This is a genomic window from Cupriavidus sp. P-10 (assembly GCF_003402535.2).
GTDB lineage: Bacteria > Pseudomonadota > Gammaproteobacteria > Burkholderiales > Burkholderiaceae > Cupriavidus.
This window is the reverse complement of record NZ_AP025171.1, coordinates 257,929-273,248: the sequence shown is the minus strand read 5'-3', so window position 1 is coordinate 273,248 and position 15,320 is coordinate 257,929. Positions and strand designations below refer to the sequence as shown.

The window sequence follows — 15,320 nt, the reverse complement described above, 5'->3', positions numbered from 1 at the left end:
TTCGGCACGCCCTCGCGCGAGGCGCTGCCTACAATCGGAACCCGATGACTGATGTAGACGGGGCGCGCCGCAGGTCACGGGGCAGCGCGCCAGGCATGCCAGCGCACGCCCTGCCGTCCTTGCCGGGAAGACCAGATGAACGCCAATCGCCGCACCCTCCGCCGCTATTCCCGCCGCCACGGCCCGCGCAAGGCACAGGCCCTGCTGGCGGCGTGCCTGCTGTGTCTTGCCGGGGCCACTGGCGCCGCGCCGGCGCAGGTCACGCCGGTCGCCATGCAGGCGCCGGGCGGCCAGCCCGCAGCCACTGCGAGCCCCTTCACCGAGGATCCCGCACGCGTTGCCGTGGAGCGCTTCCTGCTGCAGCAGACCGCCGGCCTGCCGGGCAAGGTCAGCGTGCAGGTAGCGCCGCCGTCGGGCGGCCGCGCGCCGGACTGCGTCTCGCCCGATCCGTTCCTGCCCGCCGGCGCATCGCCGTGGGGCCGGGTTTCGGTCGGCGTGCGCTGCGGCGGCGAGCGGCCGTGGGTGCGCTATATGCAGGCGCGCGTGTCGGTGCTGACTGACTACTACGTCGCCTCGCGCGCGCTGGGTCCGGGCGAACCGGTCGGCCAGGCCGATATCGAAGTGCGCCAGGGCGACCTGGCCACCTTGCCGCGCGCGGTCATTACCGACCCGGCACAGCTCGCCGGCGCCGTCGCCGCCAACCGCATCGCCGCCGGCTCGCCCATGCGCAGCGACCTGCTGCGCAAGGCCATCGCCGTACGCCAGGGGCAGACCGTCACCGTGTCCGTCGAAGGCGATGCCTTCCAGATCTCCAGCGAAGGCAAGGTGCTGGCCGACGCCGCCGCCGGCAATACCGTGCAGGTACGCCTGCGCAACGGCCAGGTGGTCAACGGCCTGGTGCGCAGCGGCGACACGGTCGTGCTGCAATAAGCACTTCCAGTCTTTCGAATCGTGGCTGACAGCCGGATTCAGATGGCGCCGCGGCATGAGAAAATGCCGCCGGTCCTGCCGTGCGGGCAATACGGGGCACGTTCCCTAAAGATTTCGCCGCCGCGGCCGTAATGCCATAGGAAACCAGCAAGGAACGCCCGTGAAGATCAACCATTCCACCTCGTCCCGGCCCGCCGACGCGCCCGCAGGCGACGCCGCCGCCCGGCCCCAGGCCGCACCGGCCAGCGCCGCCACGCCGTCCTCCGGGCTGAGCGTCAGCCCGCTGGCCGCGCAGGTGCGCGAGATCAGCAGCCGCCTGACGCAGGAAACCGACGACGATATCGATACCGCCAAGGTCGAAGAGATCCGCCAGGCTATTGCCGAGGGCCGGATCAAGATCGACCCGGGCAAGATTGCCGATGGCCTGCTCGCCACTTTGCGCGAGTTCGGCCAGGCCGACCCGCACTAGCCAAATCATGAGCCAAAGCCTGATCCAGTCCCTGCAGCGTGAAACCGAAGGCCTTGAGACCTTCGGGCAGCTTCTTGCGCAAGAGCGCGATGCCATAAAGCGCGGGGATTTCACTGCGCTCAGCGAATTGCTGACGCGCAAGGTGGAGGTGGGTCAGGCGCTGTCGCGCCAGGTTCGGGCGCGCGAGGCGCAGATGCAGGCGCTCGGCTTGCGCACCGGTGCCGATGGGCAATTGCTTGGCCAGCAGATTGATGCCGGTGTCGCCGAAGCCTGGCGCAAGCTGATCTTTGCTGCCCGGGTGACGCGGGATGGCAATGCGCTGAATGGCGCCGTCATCAAGGCCCACCTCGAATTCACGCAGGAGGCGATTCAGGCGCTGCGGCAGCATTGCGGCGGGGATGCCGGGTTGTATGGGAAGGATGGGAGGGCGGCGGCCGGGGTTGGGGGTGTGAGCCTGGCGGCTGGCTGATTTGAGCTTAGCCTTGCGACTGGGCATCAGGTAGCTATTTGATGCGCCCGGTTCCGCCCTAAAGGGTGGAACCGGGCAGATCAAATAGCCACAAGATGCCCAGCCGCAAGGCACAACATTTGTCTACCGAAACCCAACAACCACCTCATTGCTCCGCCCCTGCAAAACCGGCACCAGGCTCCCCTGCCCCGGCACCCGGAACGCAAACACAAACCCCTTGGTAGCATCGTCCCCGGCGAACGCGGAGGTCTGCCCCTCGGCCTGAGGCAGCATCACACACCGCTGCGCATTGCAGAGATATGCCTGCAACTCAACCGGCGGCGTCTGCGCAAAGCTGTAGCGCCAGCGCACCGTGGTAATCACCCCTTCAGCCTGAGGCAGCACCCCCACCGGCTGGATCGGCGCCGACACGGCCCGCTGCCCGCGCCCATGCAACGCCGGCCCATTGACCGACCCGGTCCACGCATGCCGCGTGCCGCCTTCGATCGCCGCCCAGGCACAGGCAGACCCCGCCACGAGCCCGAGGCAGGCAACGCGCGCCAGGCTGGACATCACAGCAACCCACGCAACTGGTTCCGCAACCGCGTAATCGCCTGCCCCCGGATCTGGCACACCCGTGACTCGGTCACATCCAGCACGGCCCCGATCTCACGCAGGTTCAGCTCCTGGTCGTAGCACAGCGACAGCACCAGCTTCTCGCGCTCGGGCAGCCGGTCGATGGCGCGGATCAGCGCCTCGCGCATGCCGCTTTCCATCAGCACTTTCAGCGGGTTGCCGTCATCGCTGGCGCCGAGGTGGCGGTCAAGGAAATCTTCTTCGCCGGAGCGCTCGAAATCTTCGTAATGCAGCAACTGGCAGCCATAGACCTCGTTGAGCAGGACCTGGTATTCGTCCAGCGCCATTTCCATCGCTTCAGCCACTTCGGAGTCGAGCGGCGTGCGTCCGAGCTTCTGCTCAAGCGAGCGCTGGGTGCGTTCGATGCGGCGCGTGAACTGGCGCAGGCTGCGCGATTGCCAGTCGTTGGCGCGCACCTCGTCGAGCATGGCGCCGCGGATGCGCTGGCTGGCGTAGGTCTCGAAGCGCGCGCCGTGGGTGTCTTCATAGCGCTTGGCGGCATCGAGCAGGCCGATCATGCCGGCCTGGATCAGGTCGTCGATCTGCACGCTGGCAGGCAGCCTGGCGGCCAGCTGCAGGGCGATGCGACGCACCAGCTGTGCGTGCGCCTTGACCACGTCGGCCTGGTCGAGCTTTCCCTGGATCGTGTACATGGTGCAATTCTCGTGAATGCTGGATTGCTGGACCGGCGCGCCACGTGGCGCGCCGGCTGGCTCAGGGTCTGGTTCGTTGGTAAGGCATGGTTCGGGCGGCGCTCATGCCGGCACGGGCGTTGCGGCGGGGGCTGGCGCCTCGGCCCGCAACGGCCAGCCGCCGATGCTGCCGGCGGCGCGGCGCAGCGCGCTGGTCGCGGGTGCGGCCGGGAAGGCTTCGACTACGCAGCGGCCGAGCTGCACGCCGCGCGCCACCAGCGGATCGGCCGGCAGCCAGCCGGCGCACTGCACTTCCACGCCCAGGTACTGGCTGGCGGTGCGCGCCAGGTTGCGCAGGATCGCCTGCACCGCGAGTTCGGTGGCGGCCATGTTGACCACGAGGTGGAAGCGGCGCCAGGCGTACAGGTGGTGCAGGCGCTTGATGCAGGCATACGCGGCGGTGATCGACGCCAGTTCCGGGCGCATCACGATCACTACGTTGTGCGCGCCGCCGGCAAAGGGCGACAGCGCGCCGTCGGCATCGGCGGTGGCATCCACCAGCACGCTGCGGAAGGCCGACAGCGCCGTGGCGGGCACCTCAAGCCCCGCGCGTTGGCGGCCAGCCGGAAGCACCGATACCGCGCCGCCGGTGCCGACTCCCGCCGCGGCTTCCAGGGGCAGGCGCCCCTCCTGCACGTCGGCGAGCGTGCCGGCCGGGGTCGCGCCGGCGAGTCTGGTCGCGCGCGCCGTGGCCGGGTCTTCGTCGAGCAGCAGTACGCGCTCGCCCTGCATCGCCAGGGCTTGCGACAGGCCCAGCGCCACGGTGGTGGCGCCGGCGCCGCGCTCGCTGGCGACCACGGCGATGCGGCGCGTGGTGCGCGGCGCCAGCATGCGCCGCAGGCTTTCTGCCTGGTCCATGGCGAGGGTGCTCACTGCAGGGCTCCCATGACATCGGCCGCTTCCACGGCGGCGGCAGGTGCCGCCGCCGCGCGGCCGGGGTAGTTCTCCAATACGTCGAGCAGCGCCAGCATGCGGCCCATGCCCTCATTGAGCGCGGTGCCCGGCACCGCCGCGCCGGCCCGCACGGTGCGGCCGGCCAGCCGTGCCAAGAAAGCCGGCGCGGTCGCGGTCGGCGCGTGTTCCAGGCGCAGCACGGACAGGCCAAGCTGCAGCGCCGCGAGTGCGGCACTGCCGGCGTGGCCGGCTTCGGCATCCTGCGCGAAGTGGTCGGCGGCATGGCGCAGCGTGCGCAGGCGCGTTTCGGCCGTGTCCGACCACGGCGTCCAGTGCGCCACCTGCGCCGCGTCCGGCGCCAGTGCCGGGTCGCACAGCAAATAGCGGGCATCGAGCAGCTCGCCGCTGGCGCGATCGACCAGGCGCACCACTACCAGGCAGGCATCGATGCCGCCTTCGGGGGCGCCCTTGCCGCGCGCGGGGCTGTCGGGCACGCGCACGTCGGCGGTGGCGAGCCAGCGCACGGCGTCGCGCTCACGCACGACGGCGTCGCCGACGGCGTGGAAGGTCAGCGTATCGGCGAGCGCATCGAGCTTCCAGGCGGCGCCTGTGCTGACCACGCGCACGGTCTTGCGCGCGCCCGCGATCCAGCGTTCGCCGGCCTGCTGCCAGCGCGCCAGCGTGGCGGCGGACGGCATCGCGTCGACCAGGTTGACCACCTTGCGCGCAGCGCTCATGGCCGCGCGCAGGTTGGCGGCCTCGGCATCGGCCTCGCCCAGCGGCTGGCCGGCGCGGCCGGCGGCGGTGACGGTGGCGGCCAGCGGCGTGCCGTCGCGGTCGCCCAGCCACAGCGTGTGCTGCAGCGGCTGCGGCGTGCGGCGGCCGGGCACGCTGACCGGCAGCGTGGCCGCCAGCGCCAGCACGTACTGGTCGCAGGCGCGGTTGACGTCGCGGCAGACCGCTTCGCGCACCTGCTGCGCCATCGCGCGCAGCGCGGTATCGCCCGCGGTGCGCTGCTGCCACAGCGAGCGCGCCAGGTCGAAGCCGAGGCCCGCGCCGTTGAGTTCCGCGACGCACTGGCCCAGCGCATCGGCGCTGTCGGTGAGCGAGCGCAGCACGTCGTCGGCGCTGCCCTTCCCGCCGTTCCCGTCCTTCGCGGCCTGCTCGTCCGCTGCCGCCTGGCGGCGGCGCGCGGCGTCGGCATCGGCAAAGACCGAGCCGCGGCGTGGGGTCAGGAAAGCGCGTTCGACCAGCGCCGTGCTGCTGGCCAGTTCCAGGTGCTCGGGCACGCGCTGGCCGGTGGAGGCGTAGAACACCGGCAGGCGGTGGCGGATCACCACGTCGAGCACTGAACCCAGGTGGGTGGCCTCATCCAGCTTGCTGATGATGCAGCCATCGATGCCGCCGTCATCGGGCGCGGCATCGTGGCGGTAGGCATGCACGACCTCATTGAGCGTGTCGCCGTGGCTGGCCCCGTTGAGCAGCAGTACGCGCTGCACCGGCGCGGGCACACCGGCCAGCATGGCGATCTGCTCCGACAGGCTGCGGTCGCGCTGGCTCATGCCGACGGTGTCGATGATGACCAGGTGCTTGTCCTTCATCGCCGCCAGCGCGAAGCGCAGGTCGGCGGCATCTTTCACCGCATGCACCGGCACGCCGAGGATGTCGCCATAGATGCGCAGCTGTTCATGCGCGCCGATACGGAAGCTGTCGGTAGTCAGCAGCGCCAGCTTGTCGGCGCCGTGGCGCAGCACGAAGCGAGCCGCCAGCTTGGCAGTGGTGGTGGTCTTGCCCACGCCGGTGGGCCCGATCAGCGCCAGCACGCCGCCCTGCGCGAACAGGTGGTCTTCGTCGCCCAGCACCGGCACCTTGCTGGCCAGCTCCTTGCGGATCCAGGTCATCGCGGCGGGACGGTCGTAGCCCAGCGGCAGGCGCGCCAGCAGCGTGCGCGCCAGCTGGCCGGAGAAGCCGGCGCCCACCATCCATTCGAACAGCGATTCGCGCAGCGGGTCGCTGGCGGCAACACCGTGGCCGGCGCCGGCGGGCGCATTGCCGATGCCGGCGAGCTGGCGCTCCAGCATCGCGCGCATCGACTGAAGTTCGCCGCGCAGGTCGCCAATGGCAGGCGTCTCCGCCACCACCATCGCCGGCGCGGGCGGGACGTAGGTCTGTGCACTGGCCGACACGCTGCCCAGATCGGCATCGCGCATGGCGACGATTTCTACGCCGCCTTCGACGGTGCGGTTGGACAGCACCACGGCATCAGGGCCCATGGCTTCGCGCACCTGGCGCATGGCTTCACGGCCGTTGGCGGCGACAAATTTGGCTACGCTCATCGTTGGCTCTGTCGGATGATCTCTCACGCGCCGATCATGGCGGTGATGCGGATATTGCGGTTGTCAGGCACTTCGGCGTGTGACAGCACCCTGAGCTGCGGCAGCGTGCGGCGCAGGAAGCGCGCCATCAGCGGGCGTAGCTGCGACGGCACCAGCAGCACCGGGTCCAGCCCCATCTGCTCCTGGCGCGTGACCGCGCCCTGGGTCTGCTGCAGCAGCGCATCGGCCAGACCCGGCTCGATGCCGCCGCCGTTGGTCAGCGCCTGCGACAGCACGCGCTCCAGGCCGGCGTCAAGGCCGATCACCTGCAGGTCGGCGTTGTTCGGGAACAGCTGCTGCGTGATGGCGCGGCCCATGGCCACGCGCACCATCGCGGTCAGTTCGTTCGGATCGCTGATCTTGGGCGCATGCTCGGCCACCACGTCGAGGATGGTGCGCATGTCGCGGATTGCCACGCCTTCGTCGAGCAGGTTCTGCAGGATCTTCTGCAGCGCCGTCAGCGAGATGGTCTTGGGCACCAGGTCTTCGGTCAGCTTGGGCGCATCCCTGGCGATGCGGTCCAGCAGCGACTGCACTTCCTGGCGGCCGAGCAGCTCGGCCGCGTGCATGTGGATCAGGTGGTTCAGGTGCGTGGCGACCACGGTGCTGGCGTCGACCACGGTGTAGCCGTACGCCTGCGCCTGCTCCTTGATGCCCGCGTCGATCCACACCGCCGGCAAACCGAAGGCGGGATCGCGCGTGGCCGCCCCGGGCAGCGTGCCGCTGACCTGGCCCGGGTTGATCGCCATCCACTGCCCCGGCATGGCTTCGCCGCGGCCGATCTCGACGCCCTTGAGCGTGATGCGGTACGCATTGGGCTTGAGCTCCAGGTTGTCGCGGATATGCACGACCGGCACCAGGAAGCCGATCTCCTGCGCCACCTTCTTGCGGATGCTCTTGATGCGGCCGAGCAATTCGCCGTCCTGCGCCCGGTCGACCAGCGTGATCAGGCGATAGCCCACTTCCATGCCGAGCGGGTCGACCAGTGCCACGTCGTCCCAGCTGGCTTCGGTCGATTCCTGCGCCACCGCCGGTGCGCGCTCTTCGCGCTGCCTGACCTGCTGCTGCGTTGCTGCCTTGCGCGACAGGTAGCGGCCCATCCAGACCAGCGCGCCGGACAGCAGCAGGAAGGCGAAATGCGGCATGCCCGGGATAATGCCCATCAGGCCCATGATGCCGGCGGTCAGGTACAGCACGCGCGGGTTGGAGAACAGCTGCCCGGTCAGCTGCTCGCCGACGTCCTGCTCGTTGGCCACGCGCGACACGATCACGCCGGCCGCGGTGGAGATCACCAGCGCCGGGATCTGCGCCACCAGGCCATCGCCGATGGTCAGCAGCGTGTAGTTGTGCACGGCGGTGCCGAAGTCCAGGTCATGCTGCACCATGCCCACCACCATGCCGGCGGCGACATTGATGAACATGATGATCAGGCCCGCCACGGCGTCGCCGCGCACGAACTTGCTGGCACCGTCCATGGCGCCGTAGAAGTCGGATTCCTGCGCCACTTCGGCGCGGCGCTTCTTGGCGGCGGCTTCGTCGATCAGGCCGGCGTTGAGGTCGGCATCGATCGACATCTGCTTGCCGGGCATCGAGTCCAGCATGAAGCGCGCGCCCACCTCGGCGATCCGGCCCGCGCCCTTGGTGATGACCATGAAGTTGATCACCACCAGGATGGCGAACACCACGATACCGACCGCGAAGTTGCCGCCCACCAGGAAGTGGCCGAACGCCTCCACCACCTTGCCGGCGGCGTCTGGGCCGGTATGGCCTTCGAGCAGCACCACGCGGGTGGAAGCGACGTTCAGCGACAGGCGCAGCAGCGTGGTAAACAGCAGCACCGCGGGGAACGCGGCAAAGTCCAGCGGCTTCTGCGTGTACATGCTGACCAGCAGCACCATGATCGCCAGCGCGATATTGAAGGTAAACAGCAGGTCCAGCACGAAGGCCGGCAGCGGCAGGATCATCATCCCCAGGATCATGATGATCAGCAGCGGGCCGGTGAAGGCCTTCATCTGCCCCGCCGAGCGCAGGCCCGGCAGGTTCAACAGCGAGTTCAGAGCATTCATTCGCGGCTTTCCGGTACGGCAAGTTCATCAGGCACCAGCAGCTCCGACGGCGCCTGCGGCTGCGGGCCCTGCGAGTAGTGCCAGTGCTTCAGTTGGTAGACCCAGGCCAGCACTTCGGCCACGGCGGTATAGAGTCCTGCGGGGATCTCGTGGCCCAGTTCCACGTGGCGGTGCAGCGCGCGCGCCAGCGGCGGCGCCGACATCAGCGGCACGCGGTGCTCGGACGCCACCGCGCGGATGCGCGCGGCGACTTCGCCAGTGCCCTTGGCCACCACGCGCGGCGCGCCCATGCGGCCTTCTTCATAGCGCAGCGCCACGGCGAAGTGCGTGGGGTTGGTCACCACCACGTCGGCCCTGGGCACCTCGGTCATCATGCGGCGGCGCGCCATGGCGCGCTGCTGCTGGCGGATGCGGTTCTTGATATGCGGGTCGCCCTCGCTCTCCTTGAATTCCTGCTTGACCTCTTCCTTGGTCATGCGCAGCTTCTTGAAGAACTCCCAGTACTGCCAGGGCACGTCGATGGCCGCCACCACCAGCAGCGACAGCGAGACGACCAGGCAGCAGTACAGCACCAGGTCGACCATGTGCAGCAGCGCTTCCTGCACCGGCGCATTCATCAGCGCGATGGCTTCCGGCAGGCGGTGCCACACCACCCAGGCGCCGACCGCACCCACCAGCAGCGACTTGGCCACCGCCTTGAGGAGCTCGACCAGCGAATGAGCGGAGAACATCCGGCCCAGACCGGCGATCGGCGACATGCGCGAGAACTGCGGCGCGAACGACTTGGCCGAGAACACCCAGCCGCCCAGCATCAGCGGCGCGGCCAGCGCGGCAACGCCGAACAGCAGCAGCAGCGGCAGGAAGGCGAGCAGGCTGTCCCACACCATCAGGCCAAACCGCGACAGCATGCGCGAGGTATCGAAGGCGGTTTCCCGCTCGAAGCGCAGCGCGCCCTGCATGACCTGGTTGAGGCCGCGGCCCATATGGCCGCCCAGCGTCCACAGCCCGACCACGCCGGCGATCAGCATGATGAACGTGGCCAGCTCGCGCGAACGCACCACCTGCCCCTCCTCGCGCGCCTTTTCCAGGCGCCGGGGTGAGGCGGGTTCGGTTTTCTCGAGATCGCTTTCTTCGGACATCCACGCTCCGTGCGAAGCGGCGGGCCGCTATTCGTCAGTGGGGATTATCGAAGCGTGGGGGGGTTCCCATTCATGGGAAAAGGCGGGGGATTTGGGTGTTGTTTGGGAAATGGGGGGACCTGGGGGTTACGGCGGGGGAATTGGGGAACTTTAGGGACTGTTGTTGGGGACTCGCGGTGGCCAGCCGGCGGAGATCGGCCGCTTCACTCAGAATGCAGCCCCCACACCCTCGCGGGCTACTTGGCCGCTGCGGGGGGAGCTCGCGCGCGATTGGACGAGCGTCCTCTGCGGAAAAAGTGGGTATAAGCACTTGGCATGGTACCCGCACTACTCATTCGCCCTGAAGTAATCCCACGCGGGCCTATTTTGGTGCAATATTGCACACATTATGTGGCGCGTCTGCCCGGTTATCACCTGCCCCAAGTCTGATGCGCCGAGATAACGGGATGCGCCACTCGCGCTCATAATAATAACTTACCGAGGGGTGGAAGTTGATGCAGGGCCAGGAAACAAAAGTCGAAGGGGAAGCCAGTTTCTCACCCCGATGCGTCTCGATCGATCTCGAAGTCGGGATCGACGGCCAGCGCATTCACCAGTTTGCAGCCCTGCGCGGCGACACGCAGGAATCTCTGGTTCATCGGCGCGGCGACCTGTTTGCGGCACTGGAGAAACTCGATTCATTCTGCCGAAACAGTGCCTTTATACTTGGCCATAACCTGATCGCCTTTGATCTACCCCATTTGGCGGCTGCGCAACCCGATTTGCATCTACTCCAAATGCCTGCGGTTGACACGCTGCGAATCAACCCGCTGGCATTCCCTCGCAATCCATATCACCACCTGGTCAAGCACTACCAGGATGGACAACTGAAGCGGGGCCGGATTAATGATCCGGAATTGGATGCGCGTCTGACGCTGGAGGTGTTTCATGATCAGCACCGGGCCCTGCAGGCGCTCAATGCCACCAATCCGGAATATCTAGCCGCCTGGCACTGGCTCACAACGATCGACGGACCAGATTCCGGACTGAACGCCTTCTTCATCACCGTGCGCCGCAAGCTCAGGCCAACAACAGAGGAGGCCGCTGCGGCAATCGAGAGCCTGCTGGGTCGTGATACCTGCAGTACACATCGTGGCCATATCCTTGCGCACGCAAAGCGGGAAGGCTGGGCGCTCGCCTATGCGATTGCCTGGCTCTCCGTCGCGGGCGGAAATTCCGTTATGCCGCCCTGGGTACGCCACCAGTTTCCTGATGCGGCGCGATTGGTCAAGCTGCTGCGGGACACGCCGTGTGAGAATCCGGCGTGCTCGTGGTGTCAGGAGCGCCACAATGCGGTAAAGGAGTTGGTTCGCTGGTTTCCGGCGCTTACCAGTTTCCGCCCGGAGCCGATGGACGAGAATGGCAGGCCCTTGCAGCAGAGCATCGTCGAGGCTGCGATGCGCGGCGAGCATGTCCTCGGAATTTTGCCTACGGGCACTGGCAAGTCGATCTGCTACCAAATCCCCGCCCTCTCGCGCTTTGATAAGACAGGCGCACTGACGGTAGTCATTTCTCCGTTGGTTGCATTGATGGCAGACCAAGTTTCCGGCCTTGAAGCAAAAGGCATCACCTGCTGCGCTGCGCTAAACGGCATGCTTTCCATGCCGGAAAGGGCTGACGTCCTGGACCGGGTTCGACTTGGTGATATCGGCATCCTAATTGTCTCGCCCGAGCAATTGCGCCATCGTGCTCTTCGCAAAGCGCTGGCGCAGCGTGAAGTTGGCGCCTGGGTCCTGGACGAGGCGCATTGCCTGTCCAAGTGGGGTCATGATTTCCGCCCGGATTATCGCTATGTGGGCCGCTTCATCAAGGAGTGGTCCGGCCATGGCGCCGTGCCCGCGGTGCTATGCCTGACTGCGACAGCGAAGCCCGATGTCATAGATGACATCCTCGAGCACTTTCGCGAGAAGGTGGGTGTCGGCCTCAGGCTATTCAACGGCGGGGCCAATCGCGACAATCTTGAGTTCTCGGTCATACCCACGACGCCCGAGGCCAAGCTCGACCATATTTCCCAGGTACTCGCGTCCGAGCTCTCCCCGAATAGCAAGGATGGTGCGATCGTCTACTGTGCAACCCGAAAAGCAACTGAGGAGGTCGCGCGTTTCCTGCGCGAAAAGGATATCCATGCCGAATACTTCCACGCGGGACTAGCGCCGGAGACGAAGAAGAGCGTTCAGCAGCGATTCATCCGTGGCGATCTGCGCGTAATCACGGCCACCAATGCCTTTGGCATGGGCATAGACAAACCAGACGTCCGGCTGGTAGTCCATGCCGATATCCCGGGGTCGCTGGAGAACTACCTGCAGGAAGCCGGTCGGGCAGGGCGCGACCGCAACGCGGCCCGGTGCGTGCTCCTCTACGCGACCGACGACGTTGAGCGCCAATTCAGTATGTCTGCCCGTTCCCGGCTGACTCGCGCGGAGATACAGACAGTTCTCCGATCGCTGCGGAGCTTGAATCGCAAGAAGCGCCTGGGCGGCGAGGTAATCGCCACGCCAGGCGAGATTCTCGCAGAAGACCAGGAAGGTAAATTCGAGCGAGATTCTGCAACCGACGACACCCGCGTGCGCACCGCGATCTCCTGGCTCGAAGAGGCCGTGCTGCTGACGCGAGAGGAAAACCAAGTACAGATCTTCCCCTCGTCACTACGTGTGAACTCGAGCGAGGAAGCCAGGGAGAAGCTCGCCGCAGCGCAGATTTCCGGCCCGTACCGCCAAAATCTGATGACCCTGGTCGAAGCATTGCTAGGTGCGAACGCGGACGAAGGCATCTCGACAGACGAGTTGATGGGGATATCGGGCCTCAGTGCCGAAAAGGTGCGCGCAGCGCTCTTCGATCTGGAACGCCTTGGTATCGCCAACAATGACACCGCCTTGACGGCATTCGTTCACGTCGCGGTGGAACGGTCATCCATGAAGCGGTTGGAAGAAGCACGTTCCATCGAACGGGCCCTGATCCTGTTGCTGCGCGAAGCGGCCCCGGACCTCAGCAAGGGCGATTGGTCCGTGCTACAACTGCGACGTTCCGCCCAGCGCTTGAAGGACGAGGGCCACCCCACCGCGTTGCCAGAGAAGGTATGGCGCCTTATCCGGAGCATCGCCAATGATGGCCGCACGGACGAAGGTGGGATTGGTAGCTTGCTCGTGCGGCGTTTGGATGCGGAGAGTATCGGGATTCAGCTTCAGCGCAATTGGGACAGCCTGGATAAGACGGCTGAGCTGCGCCGTACCGCGGCCGAACGCCTGCTGACCCATCTTCTGTCCTGTACTCCGGCCTCAGCGCGCGGCACGGACGTGCTTGCCGAGACAACACTCGGCAAGCTGCTATCGGCCATTGAGTCTGATCTGGTGCTCCGGGCACAGGTTAAGGAGCCGACCAAACTGCTCGACCGCGCGTTGTTGTGGTTGCACGAGCAGGAGATCATCCGCCTCAACAAGGGCTTGGCGGTCTTCAGGCCAGCCATGAGGATTTTGCTCGACAAGGAAAAGCGCGCTTTCATGAAGGCGGATTTCGAGCCACTGCAGATCCACTACGACGAGCAGGTCACGCAGATTCATGTAATGTCCGAGTACGCCCAGCGCGGGCTGCTAGCCATTGCAGATGCGTCGAAACTGGCAATGGAATATTTCGGCCTGTCGCAGAGCGAATTTCTGCTGCGCTGGCTCCCAGGGCGCGACAAGGAATTGTCCCGGCAAACCACACCCGACTCCTGGCGCCGAGTCGTCGAAGCACTCAACAACCCGACCCAGCAACGCATCGTCACAGATGAACGTGAGCAAACCAATGTCTTGATACTCGCCGGCCCAGGCTCCGGCAAGACTCGCGTGCTGGTACACCGCATAGCCTATCTGGTGCGGGCCAGACGCGAGAATCCCCAGGGCATCCTGGCGCTTGCGTACAACCGGCACGCGGCGGTGGAGATCCGAAAACGCCTTTTCGAACTGATCGGAGACGATGCCCGAAGCGTCACGGTATTGACCTGCCACGCGTTAGCGATGCGGCTCGTCGGCGCCAGCTTCGCAGGACAGGCCGAGAAAGCCGACAGCGACCGCTTCAGGGAAGTGCTTCAGCAAGCCATCAAGCTACTCGACGGAAGTGATCTTCCCCCCGACGAGGCCGATGAGCAACGCCATCGGCTGCTGGCCGGCTTCCGCTGGATCCTTGTCGATGAGTACCAGGACATCGGCCCCGAACAATATGCACTCATCTCGGCTCTCGCGGGCCGCACGCTCCAGGATGAGGAGAGCAAACTCAGCATCTTCGCCGTAGGCGACGACGACCAGAACATCTATGCGTTCGACGGCGCCTCGGTAGAGTTCATCCGCCGTTTTGCCGATGACTATCAGGCCAAGCCGGATTTCTTGATTGAGAACTACCGGTCGACAGCTCACATCATCGACGCTGCCAATACCGTCATTGAGCTGGCTTCCGAGCGTATGAAGAAGGTACAGCCCATCACCATCGACCGTGCCAGGCGGCGGGATCCGCCCGGCGGTGAGTGGCAATCTCGCGACCCCGTCGGGCAGGGGCGGGTTCAGATATTGCCTGCCGAAGACTCATTGACCTCGCAGGCTCTCGCGGCAATCTCGGAATTCAAGCGCCTTGCCTCCCTCGACAGAGGGTGGAGCTGGTCCAAATGCGCTGTCATAGCCCGGGAATGGAGTTACCTGGACCCAGTCCGCGCCTACTGCGAGTTCCTGGGTATCCCGGTACAGATGGCGAACGAGGAATCCACAAATTTCTGGCGCTTGCGGGAAACACAGGCAATGCTGGCGTGGCTGCGTAGCACCCAGGGCAAGCTGGTCGATGTGGAAGCAATATTGGGCTGGCTTGAGCAGCAAGAGGACGGCCCCTGGTGGGCTATGCTTCGGGAAGCGGTGAAAAGCTACGAGCTGGAGATTTCGGGCGCGGACCTGCCAAAGGATCACTTCACCGAGTGGCTTGCCGAATGGGGCCGCGAAGTCAAGCGACGCCAGACCGGCCTGCTTCTGCTGACCGCGCATCGCGCAAAAGGTCTTGAGTTTGAGTATGTGGTGGTGCTTGATGGCGGCTGGGACAAGGTTGGGAAGAATGAGGACGCCGAAGCGCCGAGGCGGCTGTACTACGTTGCCATGACGCGGGCAAAACGCCTGCTCCTGCTGTGCCGTCTTTCCGGAGACAACAAGTTCGTTGAAGCGCTCGTGGATTCAGCCAGCACGATGAAACGCGCACCGGTGCGGCTGCCGAGCCCTGTCGCAGCGCTGTCGACCCGCTATCAACGCCTTACGCTTGGCGACGTGGATCTGGGGCTCCCCGGGCGGCGCGAGCCAAGCGATCCGATACATACCGCCATCGCGGCGCTACGCCCCGGCGATGCGCTTCAGGTGCGTCGCAACAATGACAAATGGGAATTGTTGAGTCCCTCCGGCATCATGGTAGGGCGCCTGTCTCGCCGTTATCGGTCGCCATCACACGTTGGGCGAGTCAGGGCGCAGGTACACGCCATTGTGGTACGGCGGGTGGACGATGAGGAGGACGGTTTCAGGAAGCATATCCGGTGCAAGGAGTGGGAGATCGTGGTGCCGGAGCTGGTGTTTGAAGCGTAACCAGGATGGGGCGGCAGCCGATTGCACGGCTGCGCACCCCGCCCAAC

General features: G+C 66.1%; 10 protein-coding genes. 4 read left to right on the top strand and 6 right to left on the bottom strand.

What is annotated here, in order from left to right; all coding sequences use genetic code 11:
• Window positions 1-135 precede the first annotated feature (135 nt).
• The 3 genes from flgA (at window position 136) to CTP10_RS18355 (ending at window position 1,868) form a co-directional block, all read left to right on the top strand.
• Window positions 136-930 (top strand): flagellar basal body P-ring formation chaperone FlgA, encoded by a 795-nt coding sequence (gene flgA, locus CTP10_RS18365; RefSeq protein ID WP_116318856.1) that lies wholly within the window; start codon window positions 136-138, stop codon window positions 928-930.
• Window positions 931-1,090: 160 nt separating this feature from the next.
• Entirely contained in the window at window positions 1,091-1,399 is a 309-nt protein-coding gene (gene flgM, locus CTP10_RS18360) for a flagellar biosynthesis anti-sigma factor FlgM (protein WP_116318857.1), read from the top strand.
• A gap of 7 nt (window positions 1,400-1,406) precedes the next feature.
• Window positions 1,407-1,868, top strand: coding sequence for a flagella synthesis protein FlgN (locus CTP10_RS18355; protein WP_116318858.1), 462 nt, complete (start codon window positions 1,407-1,409; stop codon window positions 1,866-1,868).
• A 123-nt stretch (window positions 1,869-1,991) separates the two neighbouring features.
• Here the strand turns inward: CTP10_RS18355 and CTP10_RS18350 are convergent, their stop codons facing one another.
• From CTP10_RS18350 to flhB, 6 genes are all read right to left on the bottom strand, one after another.
• Window positions 1,992-2,420 carry a flagellar protein FlhE gene (locus CTP10_RS18350; RefSeq protein WP_116318859.1) on the bottom strand — a complete coding sequence of 143 codons (429 nt, stop codon included), beginning with the start codon at window positions 2,418-2,420 and terminating at the stop codon, window positions 1,992-1,994.
• Window positions 2,420-3,136 carry an RNA polymerase sigma factor FliA gene (locus tag CTP10_RS18345; protein ID WP_116318860.1) on the bottom strand — a complete coding sequence of 239 codons (717 nt, stop codon included), beginning with the start codon at window positions 3,134-3,136 and terminating at the stop codon, window positions 2,420-2,422. The genes CTP10_RS18350 and CTP10_RS18345 overlap by 1 nt, the downstream gene beginning before the upstream one ends.
• Window positions 3,137-3,238: 102 nt before the next feature.
• Window positions 3,239-4,033, bottom strand: coding sequence for a MinD/ParA family ATP-binding protein (locus CTP10_RS18340; protein ID WP_116318959.1), 795 nt, complete (start codon window positions 4,031-4,033; stop codon window positions 3,239-3,241).
• 11 nt (window positions 4,034-4,044) lie between these two features.
• Complete coding sequence (gene flhF, locus CTP10_RS18335; RefSeq protein WP_116318861.1) at window positions 4,045-6,405, bottom strand: flagellar biosynthesis protein FlhF; 2,361 nt, start codon at window positions 6,403-6,405, stop codon at window positions 4,045-4,047.
• A 23-nt stretch (window positions 6,406-6,428) separates the two neighbouring features.
• Window positions 6,429-8,510, bottom strand: coding sequence for a flagellar biosynthesis protein FlhA (flhA, locus tag CTP10_RS18330; protein ID WP_116318862.1), 2,082 nt, complete (start codon window positions 8,508-8,510; stop codon window positions 6,429-6,431).
• On the bottom strand, window positions 8,507-9,649 hold the full coding sequence (gene flhB, locus CTP10_RS18325) for a flagellar biosynthesis protein FlhB (RefSeq protein ID WP_116318863.1): 1,143 nt from the start codon (window positions 9,647-9,649) through the stop codon (window positions 8,507-8,509). Before flhB ends, flhA begins: the two co-directional genes overlap by 4 nt.
• Window positions 9,650-10,143: 494 nt before the next feature.
• Here flhB and CTP10_RS18320 point away from each other — a divergent pair, with 494 nt between their 5' ends.
• Entirely contained in the window at window positions 10,144-15,273 is a 5,130-nt protein-coding gene (locus CTP10_RS18320; protein WP_116318864.1) for a RecQ family ATP-dependent DNA helicase, read from the top strand.
• Window positions 15,274-15,320: the final 47 nt, after the last annotated feature.

Bases quoted from the DNA above. Each gene is read 5' to 3' on its own strand.
- flgA (WP_116318856.1), top strand. From the start codon at position 136: ATGAACGCCAATCGCCGCACCCTCCGCCGCTATTCCCGCCGCCACGGC.
- flhB (WP_116318863.1), bottom strand. From the start codon at position 9,649: ATGTCCGAAGAAAGCGATCTCGAGAAAACCGAACCCGCCTCACCCCGG.
- CTP10_RS18350 (WP_116318859.1), bottom strand. From the start codon at position 2,420: ATGTCCAGCCTGGCGCGCGTTGCCTGCCTCGGGCTCGTGGCGGGGTCT.
- flhA (WP_116318862.1), bottom strand. From the start codon at position 8,510: ATGAATGCTCTGAACTCGCTGTTGAACCTGCCGGGCCTGCGCTCGGCG.
- CTP10_RS18340 (WP_116318959.1), bottom strand. From the start codon at position 4,033: ATGGACCAGGCAGAAAGCCTGCGGCGCATGCTGGCGCCGCGCACCACG.
- CTP10_RS18345 (WP_116318860.1), bottom strand. From the start codon at position 3,136: ATGTACACGATCCAGGGAAAGCTCGACCAGGCCGACGTGGTCAAGGCG.
- CTP10_RS18320 (WP_116318864.1), top strand. From the start codon at position 10,144: ATGCAGGGCCAGGAAACAAAAGTCGAAGGGGAAGCCAGTTTCTCACCC.
- CTP10_RS18355 (WP_116318858.1), top strand. From the start codon at position 1,407: ATGAGCCAAAGCCTGATCCAGTCCCTGCAGCGTGAAACCGAAGGCCTT.
- flhF (WP_116318861.1), bottom strand. From the start codon at position 6,405: ATGAGCGTAGCCAAATTTGTCGCCGCCAACGGCCGTGAAGCCATGCGC.